15 protein-coding genes are annotated in these 16,526 nt (G+C 68.6%); 3 read left to right on the top strand and 12 right to left on the bottom strand.

Translation table 11 applies throughout. The annotated features are described in order from the left end of the window. Window positions 1-60: 60 nt before the first annotated feature. The 12 genes from tssC to R2601_RS08330 all read right to left on the bottom strand — a co-directional run bounded on the left by tssC (window position 61) and on the right by R2601_RS08330 (window position 12,548). Window positions 61-1,563: a type VI secretion system contractile sheath large subunit gene (tssC, locus tag R2601_RS08275; protein WP_110740054.1), complete on the bottom strand. Its 1,503-nt coding sequence runs from the start codon at window positions 1,561-1,563 to the stop codon at window positions 61-63. Window positions 1,564-1,575: 12 nt separating this feature from the next. Then, window positions 1,576-2,085, bottom strand: coding sequence for a type VI secretion system contractile sheath small subunit (gene tssB, locus R2601_RS08280; RefSeq protein ID WP_007796454.1), 510 nt, complete (start codon window positions 2,083-2,085; stop codon window positions 1,576-1,578). A gap of 69 nt (window positions 2,086-2,154) precedes the next feature. Continuing rightward, entirely contained in the window at window positions 2,155-3,210 is a 1,056-nt protein-coding gene (gene tssA / locus R2601_RS08285) for a type VI secretion system protein TssA (RefSeq protein ID WP_007796457.1), read from the bottom strand. Between the two features lie 23 nt (window positions 3,211-3,233). Next, entirely contained in the window at window positions 3,234-4,571 is a 1,338-nt protein-coding gene (locus tag R2601_RS25465) for a serine/threonine-protein kinase (protein WP_007796464.1), read from the bottom strand. Continuing rightward, complete coding sequence (locus tag R2601_RS08295) at window positions 4,564-5,436, bottom strand: c-type heme family protein (protein WP_007796466.1); 873 nt, start codon at window positions 5,434-5,436, stop codon at window positions 4,564-4,566. Before R2601_RS08295 ends, R2601_RS25465 begins: the two co-directional genes overlap by 8 nt. 69 nt (window positions 5,437-5,505) lie before the next feature. Then, complete coding sequence (locus R2601_RS08300; RefSeq protein WP_007796469.1) at window positions 5,506-6,507, bottom strand: peptidoglycan-binding domain-containing protein; 1,002 nt, start codon at window positions 6,505-6,507, stop codon at window positions 5,506-5,508. Window positions 6,508-6,664: 157 nt separating this feature from the next. Beyond that, window positions 6,665-7,834, bottom strand: a complete 1,170-nt coding sequence (locus R2601_RS08305) for a S8 family peptidase (RefSeq protein ID WP_007796472.1) — start codon at window positions 7,832-7,834, stop codon at window positions 6,665-6,667. 5 nt (window positions 7,835-7,839) lie between these two features. Next, window positions 7,840-8,463, bottom strand: coding sequence for a hypothetical protein (locus R2601_RS08310; protein ID WP_007796475.1), 624 nt, complete (start codon window positions 8,461-8,463; stop codon window positions 7,840-7,842). Next, window positions 8,456-9,055 (bottom strand): RNA polymerase sigma factor, encoded by a 600-nt coding sequence (locus R2601_RS08315; RefSeq protein ID WP_040544508.1) that lies wholly within the window; start codon window positions 9,053-9,055, stop codon window positions 8,456-8,458. Before R2601_RS08315 ends, R2601_RS08310 begins: the two co-directional genes overlap by 8 nt. A 596-nt stretch (window positions 9,056-9,651) precedes the next feature. After that, window positions 9,652-10,014 carry a COG4315 family predicted lipoprotein gene (locus R2601_RS08320; protein ID WP_007796483.1) on the bottom strand — a complete coding sequence of 121 codons (363 nt, stop codon included), beginning with the start codon at window positions 10,012-10,014 and terminating at the stop codon, window positions 9,652-9,654. Between the two features lie 122 nt (window positions 10,015-10,136). After that, window positions 10,137-11,120 (bottom strand): serine hydrolase domain-containing protein, encoded by a 984-nt coding sequence (locus R2601_RS08325; RefSeq protein WP_007796486.1) that lies wholly within the window; start codon window positions 11,118-11,120, stop codon window positions 10,137-10,139. A 111-nt stretch (window positions 11,121-11,231) separates the two neighbouring features. After that, the gene (locus R2601_RS08330; RefSeq protein WP_110740055.1) at window positions 11,232-12,548 is read right to left on the bottom strand and encodes a glutamine synthetase family protein; all 1,317 of its coding nucleotides are present in this window, start codon (window positions 12,546-12,548) and stop codon (window positions 11,232-11,234) included. Between the two features lie 226 nt (window positions 12,549-12,774). Between R2601_RS08330 and R2601_RS08335 the strand changes: the two genes are divergently transcribed. The 3 genes from R2601_RS08335 to R2601_RS08345 are packed head-to-tail and all read left to right on the top strand — an operon-like array spanning window position 12,775 to window position 16,523. Beyond that, the gene (locus R2601_RS08335; protein ID WP_007796491.1) at window positions 12,775-14,106 is read left to right on the top strand and encodes a sensor histidine kinase; all 1,332 of its coding nucleotides are present in this window, start codon (window positions 12,775-12,777) and stop codon (window positions 14,104-14,106) included. Beyond that, entirely contained in the window at window positions 14,107-15,096 is a 990-nt protein-coding gene (locus tag R2601_RS08340; RefSeq protein WP_007796494.1) for an NADH-quinone oxidoreductase subunit B family protein, read from the top strand. Further along, entirely contained in the window at window positions 15,093-16,523 is a 1,431-nt protein-coding gene (locus R2601_RS08345) for a nickel-dependent hydrogenase large subunit (RefSeq protein WP_007796497.1), read from the top strand. Before R2601_RS08340 ends, R2601_RS08345 begins: the two co-directional genes overlap by 4 nt. Window positions 16,524-16,526: the final 3 nt, after the last annotated feature.

The following is a 16,526-nucleotide window of genomic DNA, read 5'->3' on the forward strand; positions in this document are numbered from 1 at the left end:
GGGCCCGGGGGGATCAGTGAAGCTCGATCGGTGATGCCGGATCCGTGAGCGGCGAGCGGGTCATTCGCCCTTCTGAGAGGGCAGCTTCGACACCAGCCGGAGCGAGACCGAGAGCCCTTCGAGCTGGTAATGCGGCCGCAGGAAGAAGCGCGACGCGTAGTAGCCTGGATTGCCCTCGACCTCGTCGACCAGCACCTCGGCGGCGGCCAGCGGATGGCGCGCCTTGACGTCCTCGGGCGAGGTCTCGGCGTTGTAGTCGACGTAGTTGTTGATCCAGTTCTGCAGCCATTCCTGCATCTCGTCGCGCTCGCGGAACGAGCCGACCTTGTCGCGCACGATGCATTTCAGGTAGTGCGCGAAGCGGCAGGTCGCGAAGAGATAGGGCAGCCGCGCCGCGAGGTTGGCGTTGGCCGAGGCATCGGGATCGTCGTATTCCGCCGGTTTCTGCAGCGACTGGGCGCCGATGAAGGCGGCCATGTCGGTGTTCTTGCGGTGCACCAGCGGCATCATGCCGTTCTTCGCCAGCTCCGCCTCGCGGCGGTCCGAGATGGCGATCTCGGTCGGGCATTTCATGTCCACGCCGCCATCGTCGGTGGGGAAGCTGTGGGTCGGCAGGTTGTCCACCGTGCCGCCGGATTCCACCCCGCGGATGCGCGTGCACCAGCCGTATTCCTTGAACGAACGGGTGATGTTGCGCGCCATGCCGTAGGCGGCATTGACCCAGCAGTAATTCTCCGAGCCGGCGCCCTCGGTGTCTTCCTCGAAGGCGAAGGCCTCGACCGGCTCGGTCTTGTCGCCATAGGGCTGACGGCCGAGGAAGCGCGGCATGGCAAGGCCGAGATAGCGGCTGTCCTCGCTTTCGCGCAGCGAGCGCCAGGCGGCGTATTCCGGGGTCTGGAAGATCTTCGACAGGTCGCGCGGGTTGGCAAGCTCGGACCAGCTGTCCATCTGGAACAGCGACGGATCGGCGCCGGCGATGAACGGCGCGTGCGCCGATGCGGCGACCTTCGACATCTCGCCCAGAAGCTCGACATCCTTGGGGCTGTGGTCGAAGTGGTAATCGCCCACGAGGCAGCCATAGGGCTCGCCGCCGAACTGGCCGTATTCCTCTTCGTAGAGCTTCTTGAAGATCGGCGACTGGTCCCAGGCGGTGCCCTTGAACTTGCGCAGGGTCTTCGAGAGGTCCTTCTTCGAGACGTTGAGCACCCGGATCTTCAGCTGCTCGTCGGTCTCGGTGTTGTTGACGAGGTAGTGCAGCCCGCGCCACGCGCTTTCGAGCTGCTGGAAATCCTTGTGGTGCAGCACGAGGTTGACCTGTTCGGTGAGCTTGCGGTCGATCTCGGCGATGATGCCCTCGATCGAGCGCAGGGCGTCGTCCGAGACCAGCGTCTCGTTCACCAGCACCTGCTCGGCCAGCGTGCGGACCGCCTCTTCCACGGCACTGCGGGCCTGGTCGGATTTCGGGCGGAATTCCTTTTCCAGCAGGGCGGCGAACTCGCCATCGCTGAACAGGGTCTCGGAGGCGGTCTCTGCGGCGGCGTCGCGGGCCGCGTTGGTCTGCATCTCGGTCATGGCCTAGTCCTCGGTCTCGGAGGACGGTGCCGGGGTCGAGGCCAGGGCCTTGAGCAGGCCCGGATCCTGCAGGAGCTTCGTGACGAGCTCCTCTGCGCCGGTCTTGCCGTCCATGTAGGTGGTCAGGTTGGAAAGCTGGGTGCGCGCCTCGAGCAGCTTGCGCAGCGGCTCGACCTTGCGGGCGATGGCGTCGGGCGCGAAATCGTCGAGGCTCTCGAAGGTGATGTCGACGGCGAGATTGCCCTCGCCGGTCAGCGAGTTGGGCACGTTGAAGGCGGCGCGCGGCTTCATCGACGACATCCGGTCGTCGAAGTTGTCGACATCGATCTCGAGGAACTTGCGGTCGGCCACCGCCGGAAGCGGCTCTGCCGACTTGCCCGAGAGGTCCGACATCACGCCCATGACGAAGGGCAGCTGGACGGATTTCTCGGCGCCGTAGAGTTCGACGTCATATTCGATCTGGACGCGTGGCGCGCGATTTCGGGCCACGAATTTCTGACTGCTGTCGGCCATGCTCTGGGCTCCCGTGTTGGTCTGCAAATGAGTGCCCGCGCAAACCGGAAAGGTTCACGCGGGCTCGGATTAATCTTCGTCTTCGTCCTCGAGCCCGCCGATCAGCGCGACGTTCTCCACGCCGAGCGGGGCCATGTCCTTCATGATCGCGAGGAAATCCGCCGAGACGAGCCGGCGCGCGCGGGTCAGCAGCAGCGGCACGGGGCTCGAGGGTTCGGTGCGTGCGTAGTAGTCGATGATCCGGTCGATGGCGCGTTTCACATCCTCGGGCGAGGCGATGGCGCCGGACGCGCTTGCCATTGGCGCGACCCGAGGCGCGGGGGCGGTCGGGGCGGTATCGAAAGCCTCGCCGATCTCCATCTCCGGGATCTCCTCGCCCGCGTCGTCCGCCGGCGGGGCCACATGCTCCGAGAAGCGCCGGACAATTTCGCGCAAGACACGCTCGAGGGGCTCGAGGTCCGGCCCGTCGCTGCCGATATGGCCGTCGAAGGCGGCAGAGATGGCGCGCACGTGCCCGAGACTGGTCTCGGCCGCCTCGGCGCGGGCGGCGAGTGCTGCGGCGTCGCTGTCCATGAAGGCCGCGGCGATGGTCTGCGGGGTCGGCACCTCGCCCTCGCCGGGTGCCGGCAGCTCGCCCTCGGCGATCTTCACGTCGCGCAGAGAGACCTGCCCGAAGGCGCGGCTCTCGGCCAGGGGCGCGGCGCGCAGGGCGGCCAGAACCGTGGCGCGGTCGGTGAGCCCAAGCACCGCGTTGACCCGCATCGTGGGGTCGTCGTCATCCTCGGCGTCGAGCTGCGGGTGCACGCTGTCCCAGTGGTCCTCGAGCCCGTTGCGGATGTAGCCCAGCACCGTCTCGAAGCCTGTGAGCCCTTCGGTGCGCAGCGTGGCATTGGCAAGGATCACCGCCACCCGCAGGTCGCGACTGCGGCCCAGAAGCGTGGTCGCGGCGCGGGCGACCTCGGCAAAGTCCGGGTCTTCGGCGGGGATCACCGCATCGCCGATGACGCGTTCCTCGCCCGGCGCGTTGGCCAGTTCCAGGGCGGTGAACTCGGGGTCGTATTCGAGATCCGGGCCGCTCGGCGCGTCGGCGTCGAGGGCGGCGAGGCAGGGATCGAGATCAAGCATGGCGGAGCCTTTCGCAGGTCAGGTCAGGTCAGGGCGGCGCGCAGGAAGAGCGCGCGCTCGTCGGGGTCGGAGATCGCCTCGGAGAGCGTCTGCGCCAGCGCCTCGAGGCTTGCGGCCTTGCGGGCGCTCTTGCGCACCAGCACCGGGGCGATGGGGCCGAGATGCGGCTTCAGCAGATCGGTGAGGCGGGTGAGCGCGGCGTCGGGAAGGCCCGGTGCGGTGCCGAGTCCCGTGGCGTCCTGCGACAGCGCGCTTTCGATGGCGCGTCGCAGGGTCATGCGTTCGGCCTCGTCTTCGAACTCGGCCAGAACGGCGGCAATGAGCTGTTCCGTGGTCGCGGCCTTGGCGGCGGCGCGGCGGGCGATCACCCGGCCCATCGGGCCGAGGCTGCCGGTGAGGTGCTGCTCGAGCCGCGCCAGCGTGCCGCCGCTCATCCGGGTGAGCATGGTTTCGGTCAGCGTGGCGTCGGGGGCGCGCGCGCTGGGCGCGGCCTCGATCAGGCCGGTGCGGTCGGCGGCGGGCAGGATTGCCGCCAGCGCCGCGCGCATGCCCTCGGCGCTGGCATAGCGCTTTTCCGGATCGACATGCATCGCGGTCATCACCACGTGGTCGACCTCGGCGGGCAGGCTCTCGACGATCTCGCCGGGGCGCGGTGCCTGGCCGCTGCGCACCGCCGCGAACAGCGCCTCGACGCCGCCGCCCTTGTAGGGCTTGCGCCCGGTCAGCAGCTCGTAAAGCACCACGCCGCAGGCATAGATGTCGGCGCGGGCATCGACCTCGGCGCCGCTCAGCTGCTCGGGCGCCATGTAGGAGGGCGTGCCGATCATACCGGCGCTGGTGGCCTCCATCGCGGTCAGGCGGGCGATGCCGAAATCGGTGAGCTTCACGGTGCCGTCATCGGTCAGCATGACGTTGGCGGGCTTGAGATCGCGGTGCACGATCCCGGCGGCGTGGATGCCCGAGAGACCGGCGAGGATCTGGGCAAAGATCGCGTGGATCTCCTCGAGCGGCAGGCGCGTGCCCTCGGTCAGCCGATCCTCGAGGGTCACCGAGCGCACCCGCTCCATCACCAGGTAGGGCAGGCCGTCCTGCTGCAGGAAGTCGAACACGGTGACGAGGTTGGCGTGCTGCACCCGGCCCGCGGCGCGGGCCTCGCGGCCGAAGCGGTCGAGCCAGTCCTGGCTGCCCTCGCTGCCGATCAGGTGCTGGTGGATGGTCTTGATGGCGACGGGGCGGTCGATGTCCGGATCCTGCCCGGCATAGACCACGCCCATGGCGCCCTCGCCCAGCACCCCGTCGATGCGGTACTTGCCGACCATGCGGCGCCCGCCGCCGGGCACGATGACGGTCGCATCAGACATCGATCATGCTCATCGCGCGTTCGAGGCTGCGGCGCATCCGGTTGAACGAGACCGAGAGCGAGCTGATCTCGTCGCGGCCCGGCTTCTTGTACTCCTCGACCGAGAAATCGCCCATGCTGACCTTCTCGGCGACCTCGGACATGCGCCGCACCGGGCGCAGCACGATCCGTCCGAGCATCAGGTTGGTGAGAACGAAGACCAGCAGAAACACCCCGGCGAGGCCCACGATCAGGATGATCCCGGTCTCGAGCGCGCGCTTGTCGGCGATCGACATCGGCGCCGAGATGATCTGCGCGCCCACGGTCTCGCCCAGCTCCCAGCCGAAGCCGTGATCGGGGCCGTAGAGATCGACCATGGCGGGCGGCGCGGCCTCGGGGGTCGAATGGCAGCGCAGGCAGCCCTCCTGGTAGATGGTCAGCGGGAAGGCCACGGTGAGGAAGCGCCCGTCCTCGCGGTCGACCACGGTCGAGAGCTGCTCGAGCGAGGGATCGGCGCGGAACTGGTCGATCAGGTCCTTCTCGAGCGGCGTCGGCAGGTCGGCGGGGTTGGTCGGATCGAGCGCGGCTTCCTTGTAGCTGAACTCGGGGAAGTGCTCCTGCACGTTGGCAAAGACCGAGCGCGCCGCGAAGGAGGTGACGGTCTCGGGCAGGAACAGGATGTCGTTGTCGTCCGAGAGCAGCGGGTCGATATTGGTGAGCGTGTAGGAGCGCACCGCCAGCGCGTTGGCACGCAGCAGCCGGATGGAGTCCTCGATCTCGTCCACCGCCGAGTCCTGCACGAAGCGGTAGGAAAGGCCGGCGGCGGCACCGATGCCGATGATACAGGCCAGAAGCAGGACGATGTTGTATTTGAAACGCAGGCCCATTGGGTGACTCCTTGGGGTTTGCGCGTCCTCGCGCGGGGTGGGAACAGGCGGGCCGAAGCCCGCGCGGGATCAGGAACTGAGGTCGAGAAGCTGGCGGCGGTTGAGCACGCCGGTGGTGTCTTCGGAGCGGCTCTGCTGGAACGCGGTGATCGCCTCGCGGGTCTGCGGGCCGAAGATCCCGTCCACGAGGCCACGGTAGAAGCCCTCGGCGCGCAGCTCGCGCTGGATGGTGCGCTTGGCCGAGCGCGAGAGCGACTGCTCGAGGATGCGCAGCTCCTCGACGGTCTCGGCGGGGGCCTGGGGTTCGGGCGTCGCCGCGATCACCGGTGCGGGCTGCGACGCGGGGGCCGGGGCGGGTACAGCGGCGGCTTCGGGTGTTTCGGGCTCCGGTGCCGGCTCTGGCTCAGGGGCGGCGCGCAGCAGGATGCGGTTCGAGGGCAGGTCGGACAGCGTCACGCCGTCCTTGGTGAACATGCCGCGCAGGATGGTGCCGAGATCGACCTCCTCCTGCCTGGCGGCGTCTTCGAGCACCGTCAGCACCGGACCGAATGCGCCGATCTCGGCCACCACCACGGCCCCTGCGCCGGGGACCGCATCGGGCGCGCGCACGACCTTGCTGATGCCGCCCGGAAGGCCCGTGGGCGGGGCGGTCACGGTCAGCACCACGGCGCCGCCCTGCTCGGAGAGCGCAGCGGAGCGGGCGAAGGCCAGCGTCGGAATCGCCTGGGTGAAGAGGTCGGTCGAGCGGGCCAGCGTGGCCTCGGCAGGCAGCACGTAGTCGCGCCCCTCGAAGGTCACCGCGGGCGCGTCGAGATAGACGAAGGTGGCGCGGGAATCCTCGGCCTCTCGGGCGAAGCGCTGCAGGATCGAGCGCAGTTCGGCATTGTTGGGATCGGCGGCGCGCAGGGTCTCGGCGCCCATCAGCTGGAGCTGGGTCTGCACCGCGTCGGCCCGGGCCCCGCCATCGCCCACGGAGACCACGAGAGCGACGGTGCGGTCGCTGCCCTGCGCGTGTAGCGGCAGGGCGGTGATCATCAGGCTCAGGATCGTCAGAACTGCGCGGGCAAACATGGCAGGGCCTCTCTCGGTTGGCGTCGTTGCGCCGGAGCGGAGAGGCGGGGGCGGGGGAGAGCGCCCGGCCTGTCTCTGCTCCGGTCATCCCGTAGGTGCCCGGAGCAGAGAGCGAGGTTCATTTCATGGGGAAATTATTTCGCCGAGGCGGCGCGGCTCAGTCGTGACAGGCCGGGGCAGAGGCCTCGACCGCGCGCAGCGCCTCGCAGGCGTCGACCATCGGCACATCGCCATGCATTACCACCGCGCCATGCAGGGCGTGGGCGATGTCGGGGGCGGCGAGGTCGTGGTGCCGGGCGCGCAGAAGCGCCACGACGCCGCTCACATGGGCGGCGGCGACGGAAGAGCCGGAGACGTAGCGGTAATCGTTATGCGGGGCGGCGCTGATCACGTCGACCGCCGGGGCGGGGATCTGCCGCTCGGTGCCGTGCCCTGCGGCGATCACCCCCGGCAGCGAGGCGGGGAAGGTGGGCTCGGGGCTCTCGCCCCAGGCGGCCACGACGATCATCCCGGCAGCCTCCGCCGCCTCGACCAGCTCCTGCAAGAGCGGGTCCGGCGGGCCGCCGAGGCTCATGTTCAGCACGTGCACGTCGTTGAGGATGGCGAAGTTCAGCGCCCGCGCCAGCGAGAAACTGTTGCAGCGACCGCCCATCCCCTGCGGCTGCCAGCAGGCGCGCAACCCGATCAACTGCGCCTGCGGAGCGACGCCGATCATGCCGATCTCGTTGTCGGCATCGGCGGCGATGATGCCGGCAATGGCGGTGCCATGCGGCTCGGCGGCGCTTCCCTGCGCATTGCCGACGAAATCGCGCAGGTCGGCGAGCCGGTTCGCAAGGTCCGGGTGATCGCTGTCGATGGCGCTGTCGATGACGCCGACGCGCACCCCCGCGCCGGTGCTGAGCCGGTGGGCCGCAGCGGCGTTGATCTGTTTGAGCGCGCTCTGCATCGGCAGCAGCGGGTCGCGGTAGAGCACCTCGAACACCTGGAAGTCGTTCATCCGCTGCACCGTGCGGATCTGCGCATCGGCCTGCATCCGGGCGATCAGAGCATCGAGATCCGGCGTGCCGGCGGTGTCGACCACGAGGCAATGCACGGACAGAGATTGCAACGGCCATTCGGCGGTAAGGGTGACGTCGAAGCGCGCCTCGATCTCGGCGGCGACGGCGCTCAGCGCGTCGGGCTCCGCCAGCGGCACGGTGAGGATGAGGTGGGTCTGCGTGGCGATGCCATCGGCCGGAACCAGCCGCCAGGGCGGCGCCTGCTGCGCCCGCAAGGGGGTGGCAAGCAGGAGCGTGGCGAGGAGAAGCGAGACGATGACACGCAGCATGGGGATCACTCGTTGGGGGCGGCGAACAGGACCTCGGAGGTGGCCATCAGCGCCTGCGCGGCGGTTGCGAGATCGGCTTCCGGGGCGGCGGCGGCGGTGTAGACGCCGGTCTCGGAGGGGCCATCGAGCAGCGTCAGACCATGCGCGGCGAGCAGCTGCGTCAGGTCGTCCTCGGCCAGATCGCTGGCAAGCTGGAACTTGACCGCATGGTCGGCATCGGCGCCGCTTGTCAGGGTCTGGTAGTCGTCGCCGACCGGCTGGAACAGGATCACCGCGAGCAGCACGCAGGCGGCGACGCCAAGCCCTCCGAGCGCGTAGCCCCCGCGCAGACCGGCGAACCAGCCCTTGGACTGCGGCACCGGCGCGCGCGCCGCCGCCTCGGCGTCGATCTGGGCGCGCAGCTTTTCCCAACTGCGGTCGACGGGGGCTTCAGAAGGGTCGACGGTGGCGACCTGCTGGGCGAGGTCGTGCTGTCGGGCGACTTCGGCGGCGAATTGCGGAGAGACACGGGCCTGGTGTCTGACCAGCTCTGCCTCGTCCTCGGGCAGGCTGCCGTTGACGTACCACGGGATCAGCTCCCAAGCGGTCTCGTAGGCGTCTGACCTCGGGATGTGGTTGGAATCATGCAACTGCGTTCTCCGAACTCTGGTGCGCCTCGTCCGACAGCATCTCGCGCAGGCGTTTGCGTGCCGTCATCATGCGCGTCTTCACGGTGCCCACCGGGCACTCGAGGATTTCCGCGATCTCCGTATAGAGATAGCCATTATAATAGGTGAGCTCCACAACCGCGCGCAATTCCGGTGTCAGTTGCTGGAGCGCGGCAGCGAGATCCTTCTTGTGCATCACCGCAGTTTCGGTGTCGCTGCCGTCGGCCACAAGCCCTTCGTCCAATTCCACGTCTCCTTTGCGCTTGCCGAGCTTCTGGCGCTGCTTGAGCGACATCCGGTAGGCGATCCCGAAGATCCACGACGAGGGCTTCGACAGCCCCTGAAAGCGGTCGGCGGTGCGCCACACGGTCATCAACGCATCGTTGGCGACCTCCTCGGCGGACTCGGCGTTGTCGGTGATGCGCCTCGCGAAATGCATCAGTTTGGGAAAGTACTTCCGATGCAGTTCCTCGAACGCTGTGACGTCGCCTTCGGCGACGGCAGCCAGCAAGGCCTCGTCGGTTCTGGGCTTTGGGCCGGTACGGGCGGCCCGGAGGGAATTGAATATGCGCATGCCAAATCATCGCTTTGCTGTCTGCGGTGATAGGTGCCCCGACGATTGAAAATGGTTCATCGGATCAACAGAAATTTTGGGCACCCGGAAACCGGAGTGGAAATGTGCATCCGGACGAGACCTGCCCGGGCCGCGATGGCATCGCTTCGCGCGCCGCTCGGGCGGTCCACCGCGAAGGTGAAAGATGAGCGCCGTCACAGCCCCGGCGTGGCGGGATCGCGTCTGGCCTGGCGATCCACCCGCGCTTTCGCGGAGCTGGTCAGAGACTTCATCTTCCGGTTGATGCCGCGCCGCCGAGGTGAGACGCCGGTTCGGTCTTGAGCGCAAGTTCTAAGTGGCTCGTTTATATACATACATCATTCGCCTCTCACGAAGCGTTGTCGCCACCGTTGTAATCGCCGTTGTAATCGACGCGATATTCGATTTTTTCGAAAATCAATCCGTGGTTGCGGCTTGATTGCCTGAAAAGCAGGCGGTTTGAGAACAAAGGCCGTGTCCCGAAGCGAAATGCGCCTCCGGGCGCAGAGCGCAAAACGGCCCGGCAGCCTCTTGGGCGACCGGGCCGTGCGCGGGGAGCATGGGGACAGGTGAACGGCTTACTTGAGCACGTGCCAGACGCCGCCGACGCCGTCGCCATTGACGTCGCCCGGTGCGCTGTCGCCGGCCCAGTAGTACAGCGGCATACCCTTGAACGCCCACTGCTCGGCACCGTCCTTGCGGGTCACGAGGCTGAAGTTGCCCTCGGCGCTGGCGCCCGACTTGGCGACGAACGGCGGCCAGCTTGCGGCGCAGCCGTCGTAGCAGTTGCTGGTGCCCGGCGCGTCCTTGTCGAAGATGTAGAGGGTCATGCCCTCGCCATCGACGAGAACGCCGCCGCCGGACATGCCGGCCGGGGCCGCGATGGCGGTGGTTGCGGCGACGGACAGGGCGGCGCCGGCGATCAGGGTGAGAAGTTTCATGCAAAGGTCTCCTGTGGTGGTGTCTGGCCCAGACCATCTCGTTCTGGATACCGGGTTAGTGCCGGTGCCCCACCACAGGGTTCATTCGTGCGGGATATATTCCAAGGCTTCGGGCGCCAAGCTCAGCCAAGCGCGATGATCGGCCCGTCGAGCAGCCCCATCAGGTCGCCGAAATAGCCGCCCGAGCGGGCCGGACGCGTCGGGTCCGACGTGATGGCGACGGCGAGATCGCGCTCCGGGTGGGCGGCGATCACCTGCCCGCCATAGCCGCGCCCGAGGATCCAGCCGCTGTCGCTCAGGAACCAGCCGTAGCCATAGCCGAGACCGGACCAGCGCGAGCGGGTGCGGGCCTCTTGCGAGGCGTCGACCCAGTCGGCGGGCAGCACCTGCGCGCCGTCGTAGCGTCCGCCGTCGCGCATGGCGACGGCCACGCGCAGCATCGCCTGGGGCGTCAGCGCCATCTCGTTGCCGCCAAAGTAGAAGCCCTGCGGATCGCGGGTCCAGGGCGGGATCTCGATGCCGAGCGGGGTGCCGAGGTGGCGCCGCGCAAGTGTCAGCAGGCTGTCGCCGGTGGCAGTGGCGATCGCGGCCCCCAGAAGATGCGTGGTGCCGGTGGAATAGATCATCTGGCCGCCATTCTCGGCCACGCGCGGCTGGCGCAGCACGTAGGCGACCCAGTTCGAGGAACTGACCCAGGCACCGTAATTCGCCCCCGAGGTGCGCTCGAGCCCGGCGCGCAGGGTGACGAGATCACGCATGGTGAGGTCTTCGACGCCCTCGGTGGCCCCCGACGGGATCAGGCTCGGGGCGACATCGCCGAGCCGCGCCTCGACGCTCTCGATGCCGCCCTCGTCGATCACCGCGCCGAGGATCAGCGCAAGCACGCTCTTTGAACAGGACTTGATATTGGCGACCCGGGTCAGACCGGGGCCGCGCGGGGCCTCGGCCAGCAGCGTCTCGTCGCCGCGGCGGATCTGGATCGAGTGCAACTGGTCGAGATCGACCGCGAGGTCGCGGATCTCGTCTGTGCTTTGCTGGGCGCGCAGCAGCGACGGCGCGGCGAGGCTGCCGGCGAGGGCGAGAGAGAAGTGTCGGCGCGACAGCATGGCGGACTCCTGCGATTTGCGTGTCACAAGATTTGGCAGGCGTTCCGGGAAAGGAAACCCGCGCGGCGGGGCGCGCGGGTCACGCCGCATCAACAGCCGGTGAGGCGGCGCTCAGAACAGCTCGATATAGCGCTCGATCTCCCACTGGGTCACGTGGCGCAGGTAATCCTGCACCTCGAAGCGGCGCGAGCGCACGAAGTGATCGACGAAGCTGTCGCCAAAGAGCGAGCGCGCTGCCTCGCTGGCCTCGAGCCGGTCGGTGGCCTCGACGAGATCGCGCGGGAACCGTGCGCTGGCGGCGGGCTGCACTTCGTAGGCGCTGCCCTTGACCGGGGCGGGCGGCTCGGCCCCGGTCTCGATCCCGCGCAGACCGGCGGCGAGGCAGAGCGCCATCACCGCGTGCGGGTTGGAGTCTGCCGCGGGCACGCGGAACTCGATGCGCGTCGCCTCGGGGCTGTCGTTGATGATGCGCACCGCGGCGGTGCGGTTTTGCACGCCCCAGCTTGCCCATGTCGGCGCCCAGGCCCCGGGCACCAGTCGCTTGTAGGCGTTGACCGTCTGCGCCGTCAGCACCAGCATCTCGGGCATCAGCTCGAGCACCCCGCCGAGGAAATGCCGTGCCGTCTGCGACAGCCCGTCCGGCGCGTCGGGATCGGAGAACGCCGGTGCGCCGTCCTTCTGCAGTGAGATGTGGAAATGCCCGGACTGGCCCGAAAGCTCGGGCGAGAGCTTGGACATGAACACGGTGGTCAGCGCGTTGCGGGCGAAATAGGCTCGCGCGAAATTGCGAAACAGCGCCGCGTCATCCGCCGCCTTGACGCCCGAAGCCACCGTGAGCGGGGCCTCGAAGCAGCCCGGCCCAAGCTCGGTATGCAGGCTGTCGAGGCCGATATCCATCAGGCTCATGCATTGCCGCAGCCCGTCGAACAGGTCGCCATAGGCGGCCGCCGATTGCAGCGAGTAGGTGCGGTTGGCCTTGGCAAAATGCTGCAGGTCGCGATAGCGCTTCTCGCGCAGGCTGTCGGCAGTCTCGTCGAGCAGGAAGAACTCGTATTCGAAAGCGGCGGTGACGTCGAAGCCCATCGCCTCGGCCTTGGCAAGATGCTTGAGCAGCTGGTTGCGGGGGGATTTCTTGCCGAACTCGCCGGTGAAGTCCGCGACCATCACCTCGGCATCGGCGCCGAAGGGCCAGTGCCGGCGGGTCTCGGGGAAGATCTGTGCCGGGCGGTCGATATAGGTCTCGCTGTCGTCCCATGTCTTCTCGGCGCTGTCCCAGGCGTGCAGCACGTCGCAGAAGCTGTAGCCCTTCTCGATCAGCTTGTCGGCCTTGCTGCTGTCCATCAGCTTGTGGCGGAACAGCCCGTCGAGGTCGAAGATGCCCACATGGACGTCGCGAGAGACGTGTTCGGGGATGCCGTTGCTGTCCATGAGGGGCTGCTCCTTGCTGATCTTTTTGTCCGCCCTGGGCGGGTTCGGGCGGAGTTTGACCGGCACAAGGGGGCTGTCAAGGAACCGCGCGCCATTGCTGCCGTCGAGAGGAAGCATCTGGCGAAAATGGATAAATTCTGCGCAGGTCCTGTGGCCGGTCACGTTGTGATCAGGGGTGGCGCGCGCCGATTGCCACGCCGCTTGTGCCGCGCATAGTATCGCCGTCATGGAAGGGCCCGACGCGCTGACCCAGGACGACCCCAATGCCATGACCGACGAGGCATGGCAGTCGGTGCTGCGCGCCGTCGACCAGACCTATTCCGAGCTGGTGGCGCATCAGGAACAGCTCGAGCACCAGAATGCCGAGCTGACCGCCGCCAAGCATCTCATTGAAGGCGTGCTGCATTCGGTGAGCGACGTGCTCATCGTGATCGACCGCGACGGCAGCGTCGCCGAGGCCAGCGAGTCGCTCTTCGCGCTGGTCAGTGGCGGGGCGCCTGAGGTGCTCGGCCGCCCGGTGGCCGAGATCTTCGATGCCGAGGGCGCGGCGCAGATCGGCGCGGCGCTGAACCAGCTGCGCATGAACCACGCGGTGGCGGATTTCGAGGCCAGCATCCCCACCGAGACCGGCGCGCAGCCGTTCCACATCGTGCTGTCGCCCCGGCTCGACGCGCGCGACCGCTTCGGCGGCGCGGTGCTCAGCGGGCGCCCGCTGGGCGAGCTGCGCCGCGCCTATGCCGAGCTCGAGCTGAGCCACGAGCAGCTCAAGCAGGCGCAGAGCCAGATCGTGCGCAACGAGAAGCTGGCCTCGCTGGGGCGGCTGCTGGCGGGGGTGGCGCACGAGCTCAACAACCCGATCAGCTTCGTCTATGCCAGCACCCATGCGCTGGAGAAATATGTCGGCCAGTTCGAGACCTATTTCCAACAGGTCCAGTCCGGTGCCAGCCGCGACGAGCTGGTGCGGCTGCGCAGCGAGCTCAAGCTCGAGCGCGCGCTGGGCAATCTCTCGACCGCGATCCACGGCGCACGCGAGGGTGCCGAGCGGGTGCGCGACATCGTCGCCGACCTGCGCCGCCTGTCCTCGGAAGGCAGCGGCGAGAAGGTGGTCTTCGACTTGGCCGAGACCGCGCGCGTCGGCGCCCGCTGGGTCGAGCGCGGTGCCAAGTCCGGCGTCACGGTGGCGTTTACTGGCGAAGACAGCCTGCGCGTGCTTGGCGTGCCGGGCCATATCCAGCAGATCGTGATGAACCTCGTGCAGAACGCGCTCGACGCGGTGGACGGGGGCGCGGCACCGGAGGTCCGCATTGATCTCGCCGTGCAGGGCGGACGGGCACGGATGACCGTGTCGGACAACGGTCCCGGCATTCCGGACGAACAGCGCGCGGCGGTGTTCGACCCGTTCTTCACCACCAAGCCGGTGGGCAAGGGCACCGGGCTTGGGCTTTCCATCAGCGCCAAGATCGCCGATGAACATGGCGGGCAGCTTTCGCTGCTGCCAGGGCCGGGGGCGGTCTTCGTGCTCGACCTGCCGCTGGCGGACACACCGGGAGAGGCCTGAATGAATATCCTCTGGCTGCAATCGGCCGGCTGCGGCGGCTGCACCATGTCGCTGCTCTGCGCCGAGAACCCCAACGTGCTCGACACGCTGGGCGATGCCGGCATCGAGTTCCTCTGGCACCCGTCGCTCTCGGTCGAGACCGGCTGCGAGGTGCAGGCGCTGCTGCGCGCGGTGGAGCGCGGCGAGATCGCGCTCGACGTGCTGTGCTTCGAGGGCTCGGTCGTCACAGGCCCGCGCGGCACGGGCAAGTTCCACATGCTGGCCGGCACCGGGCGCTCGATGCTCGACTGGGTGCGGGCGCTGGCGCCGATGGCCGAGCACGTGGTGGCGGTGGGCACCTGCGCGGCGTTTGGCGGCATCACCGCGGCGGGCGGCAACCCGGCGGGCGCGGTGGGGCTGCAATATGACGGCCGCCAGAAGGGCGCGGCGCTCGACGAGGGCTTCACCAGCCGCTCCGGCCTGCCGGTGATCAACGTGGCGGGCTGCCCGACGCATCCCGCCTGGGTCACCGAGACGCTGCTGATGCTGGCGGGCGGGGCGCTGGGCGCGGGCGATCTCGACGTGCTCGCCCGGCCGCGCTTCTACGCCGATCACCTGGTGCATCACGGCTGCACCAAGAACGAGTTCTACGAGTACAAGGCCAGCGCCCGGACGCTTTGCGAGATGGGCTGCATGATGGAGCATCTGGGCTGCGTCGGCACGCAGGCGGTTGGCGATTGCAACATCCGCCCGTGGAATGGCGAGGGATCGTGCACGCGCGGGAATTACCCCTGCATCGCCTGCACGGCGCCGGAATTCGAAGAACCCGGTCACCCGTTCACCGAGACGCCGACCATCGCGGGCATCCCGGTAGGGCTGCCCTCGGACATGCCGAAGGCGTGGTTCATGGCGTTGGCCTCGCTGTCCAAAGCCGCGACACCGCAGCGCATCGAGCGCAACGCCCATTCCGACCGCCTCGTACAGGCGCCAAGCGTGAAGGCCCGCAAATGAGCGACAGGCAGCTGCTGGTCGGCCCGTTCAACCGTGTCGAGGGCGATCTCGAGATCCGCCTCGACGTGACCGACGGCCGGGTCTCGGAGGCGCGGGCCAACTCGCCTCTGTTCCGGGGTTTCGAGATGATGTTGCAGGGCAAGGCGCCAAGCGACGCGCTGACCCTGACGCCGCGGATCTGCGGCATCTGCTCGATCAGCCAGTCGGCGGCGGCCGCGCTGGCGCTGGCCGATGCCGGCGGGGTGACGATGCCGCCACAGGGGCGGCTGGCGGCGGCGATCCTGCACGGGGTGGAGAACCTCTGCGATCACATCAGCCATTTCGCGCTGTTCTTCATGCCGGACTTTGCCCGGCCCGTCTATGCCGGGCGCACGTGGCACGACCGCGCGGTGGCGCGCTACACCGCGCAGCAGGGTTCGGCGGTGCGGCCGCTGATCGAGGCGCGGGCGCAGCTCTTCCACATCGTGGGGCTTCTGGGCGGCAAGTGGCCGCACACGCTGGCGATCCAGCCCGGCGGGGTCACCCGCGCGCCCGATGCGCGCGACCGCATCCGCATCCAGACCACCCTGCGCGCCGCTAGGCGCGTGCTCGAGCGCGAGCTCTTCGGCGGGTCGTTGGAGGCCTTCGCGGCGCTGGGCTCGGTGTCTGGGTACGAGGGCTGGGCCGGCGGCGACGTGGCGCTGTTCTCGGAGATCTCGGCGGATCTGGGGCTGGACGGGATCGGCGTGGGGCCGAAGCGGTATCTCTCCTGCGGGGCCTATCCGCTGGCCGAGGGCCGCGTGACCGGGGCCGGCGTCTGGGAGGACGGGTCGGTCTCCGCCTTCGATCCGGGCGAGATCGTCGAGGATGTGAGCCACGCCTGGATGCTGGGCGAGGCGGCGCATCCGGCGCAGGGCGCGACGCTGCCCGACGAGGACATGGCCGAGCCGAGCTACAGCTGGTGCAAGGCGCCGCGTCTGGGCGGGCGCACGGTCGAGGTCGGCGCGCTGGCGCGGCAGGTGCTCGACGGGCACCCGCTGGCGCTGGCGCTGGCCGGGGAGGGCTCGGTGCGGGCGCGCATCGCGGGGCGGCTGCTCGAGATCGCCCGCACGGTGCTCTGGCTCGAGGACTGGGCGGCGGCGCTGGATCCTGGGGCGGTGTTCATGGACCCGGCGCCGGCGCTGCGCGAGGGCTCGGGTGTGGGGCTCGTCGAGGCGGCGCGCGGCGCGCTGGGGCACTGGATCACGGTCGAGAAGGGGCGGATAACGCGCTACCAGATCGTGGCGCCGACGACGTGGAATTTCTCGCCGCGCGATGCCGGCGGCGTGCCGGGGCCGGTCGAGGCGGCGCTGGTGGGGGCGCCGGTGGGCGAGGGCGAGACCACGCCGGTGATGGTGCAGCACGTGGTGCGGAGTTTCGATCCATGCATGGTTTGCACGGTGCATTGACCT

Origin of the sequence: Salipiger bermudensis HTCC2601 (assembly GCF_000153725.1) — a bacterium.
In the GTDB taxonomy this organism is placed as follows: Bacteria; Pseudomonadota; Alphaproteobacteria; order Rhodobacterales; family Rhodobacteraceae; genus Salipiger; species Salipiger bermudensis.

Excerpts from the sequence above, each read along its gene's own strand:
- R2601_RS08305 (WP_007796472.1), bottom strand. The coding sequence starts at position 7,834 with ATGCTGCGTGTCATCGTCTCGCTTCTCCTCGCCACGCTCCTGCTTGCC.
- tssC (WP_110740054.1), bottom strand. The coding sequence starts at position 1,563 with ATGCAGACCAACGCGGCCCGCGACGCCGCCGCAGAGACCGCCTCCGAG.
- R2601_RS08325 (WP_007796486.1), bottom strand. The coding sequence starts at position 11,120 with ATGCTGTCGCGCCGACACTTCTCTCTCGCCCTCGCCGGCAGCCTCGCC.
- R2601_RS08340 (WP_007796494.1), top strand. The coding sequence starts at position 14,107 with ATGAATATCCTCTGGCTGCAATCGGCCGGCTGCGGCGGCTGCACCATG.
- R2601_RS08345 (WP_007796497.1), top strand. The coding sequence starts at position 15,093 with ATGAGCGACAGGCAGCTGCTGGTCGGCCCGTTCAACCGTGTCGAGGGC.
- R2601_RS08295 (WP_007796466.1), bottom strand. The coding sequence starts at position 5,436 with ATGGGCCTGCGTTTCAAATACAACATCGTCCTGCTTCTGGCCTGTATC.
- tssB (WP_007796454.1), bottom strand. The coding sequence starts at position 2,085 with ATGGCCGACAGCAGTCAGAAATTCGTGGCCCGAAATCGCGCGCCACGC.
- R2601_RS08320 (WP_007796483.1), bottom strand. The coding sequence starts at position 10,014 with ATGAAACTTCTCACCCTGATCGCCGGCGCCGCCCTGTCCGTCGCCGCA.
- R2601_RS08335 (WP_007796491.1), top strand. The coding sequence starts at position 12,775 with ATGGAAGGGCCCGACGCGCTGACCCAGGACGACCCCAATGCCATGACC.
- tssA (WP_007796457.1), bottom strand. The coding sequence starts at position 3,210 with ATGCTTGATCTCGATCCCTGCCTCGCCGCCCTCGACGCCGACGCGCCG.
- R2601_RS08330 (WP_110740055.1), bottom strand. The coding sequence starts at position 12,548 with ATGGACAGCAACGGCATCCCCGAACACGTCTCTCGCGACGTCCATGTG.
- R2601_RS08315 (WP_040544508.1), bottom strand. The coding sequence starts at position 9,055 with ATGCGCATATTCAATTCCCTCCGGGCCGCCCGTACCGGCCCAAAGCCC.
- R2601_RS08300 (WP_007796469.1), bottom strand. The coding sequence starts at position 6,507 with ATGTTTGCCCGCGCAGTTCTGACGATCCTGAGCCTGATGATCACCGCC.
- R2601_RS25465 (WP_007796464.1), bottom strand. The coding sequence starts at position 4,571 with ATGTCTGATGCGACCGTCATCGTGCCCGGCGGCGGGCGCCGCATGGTC.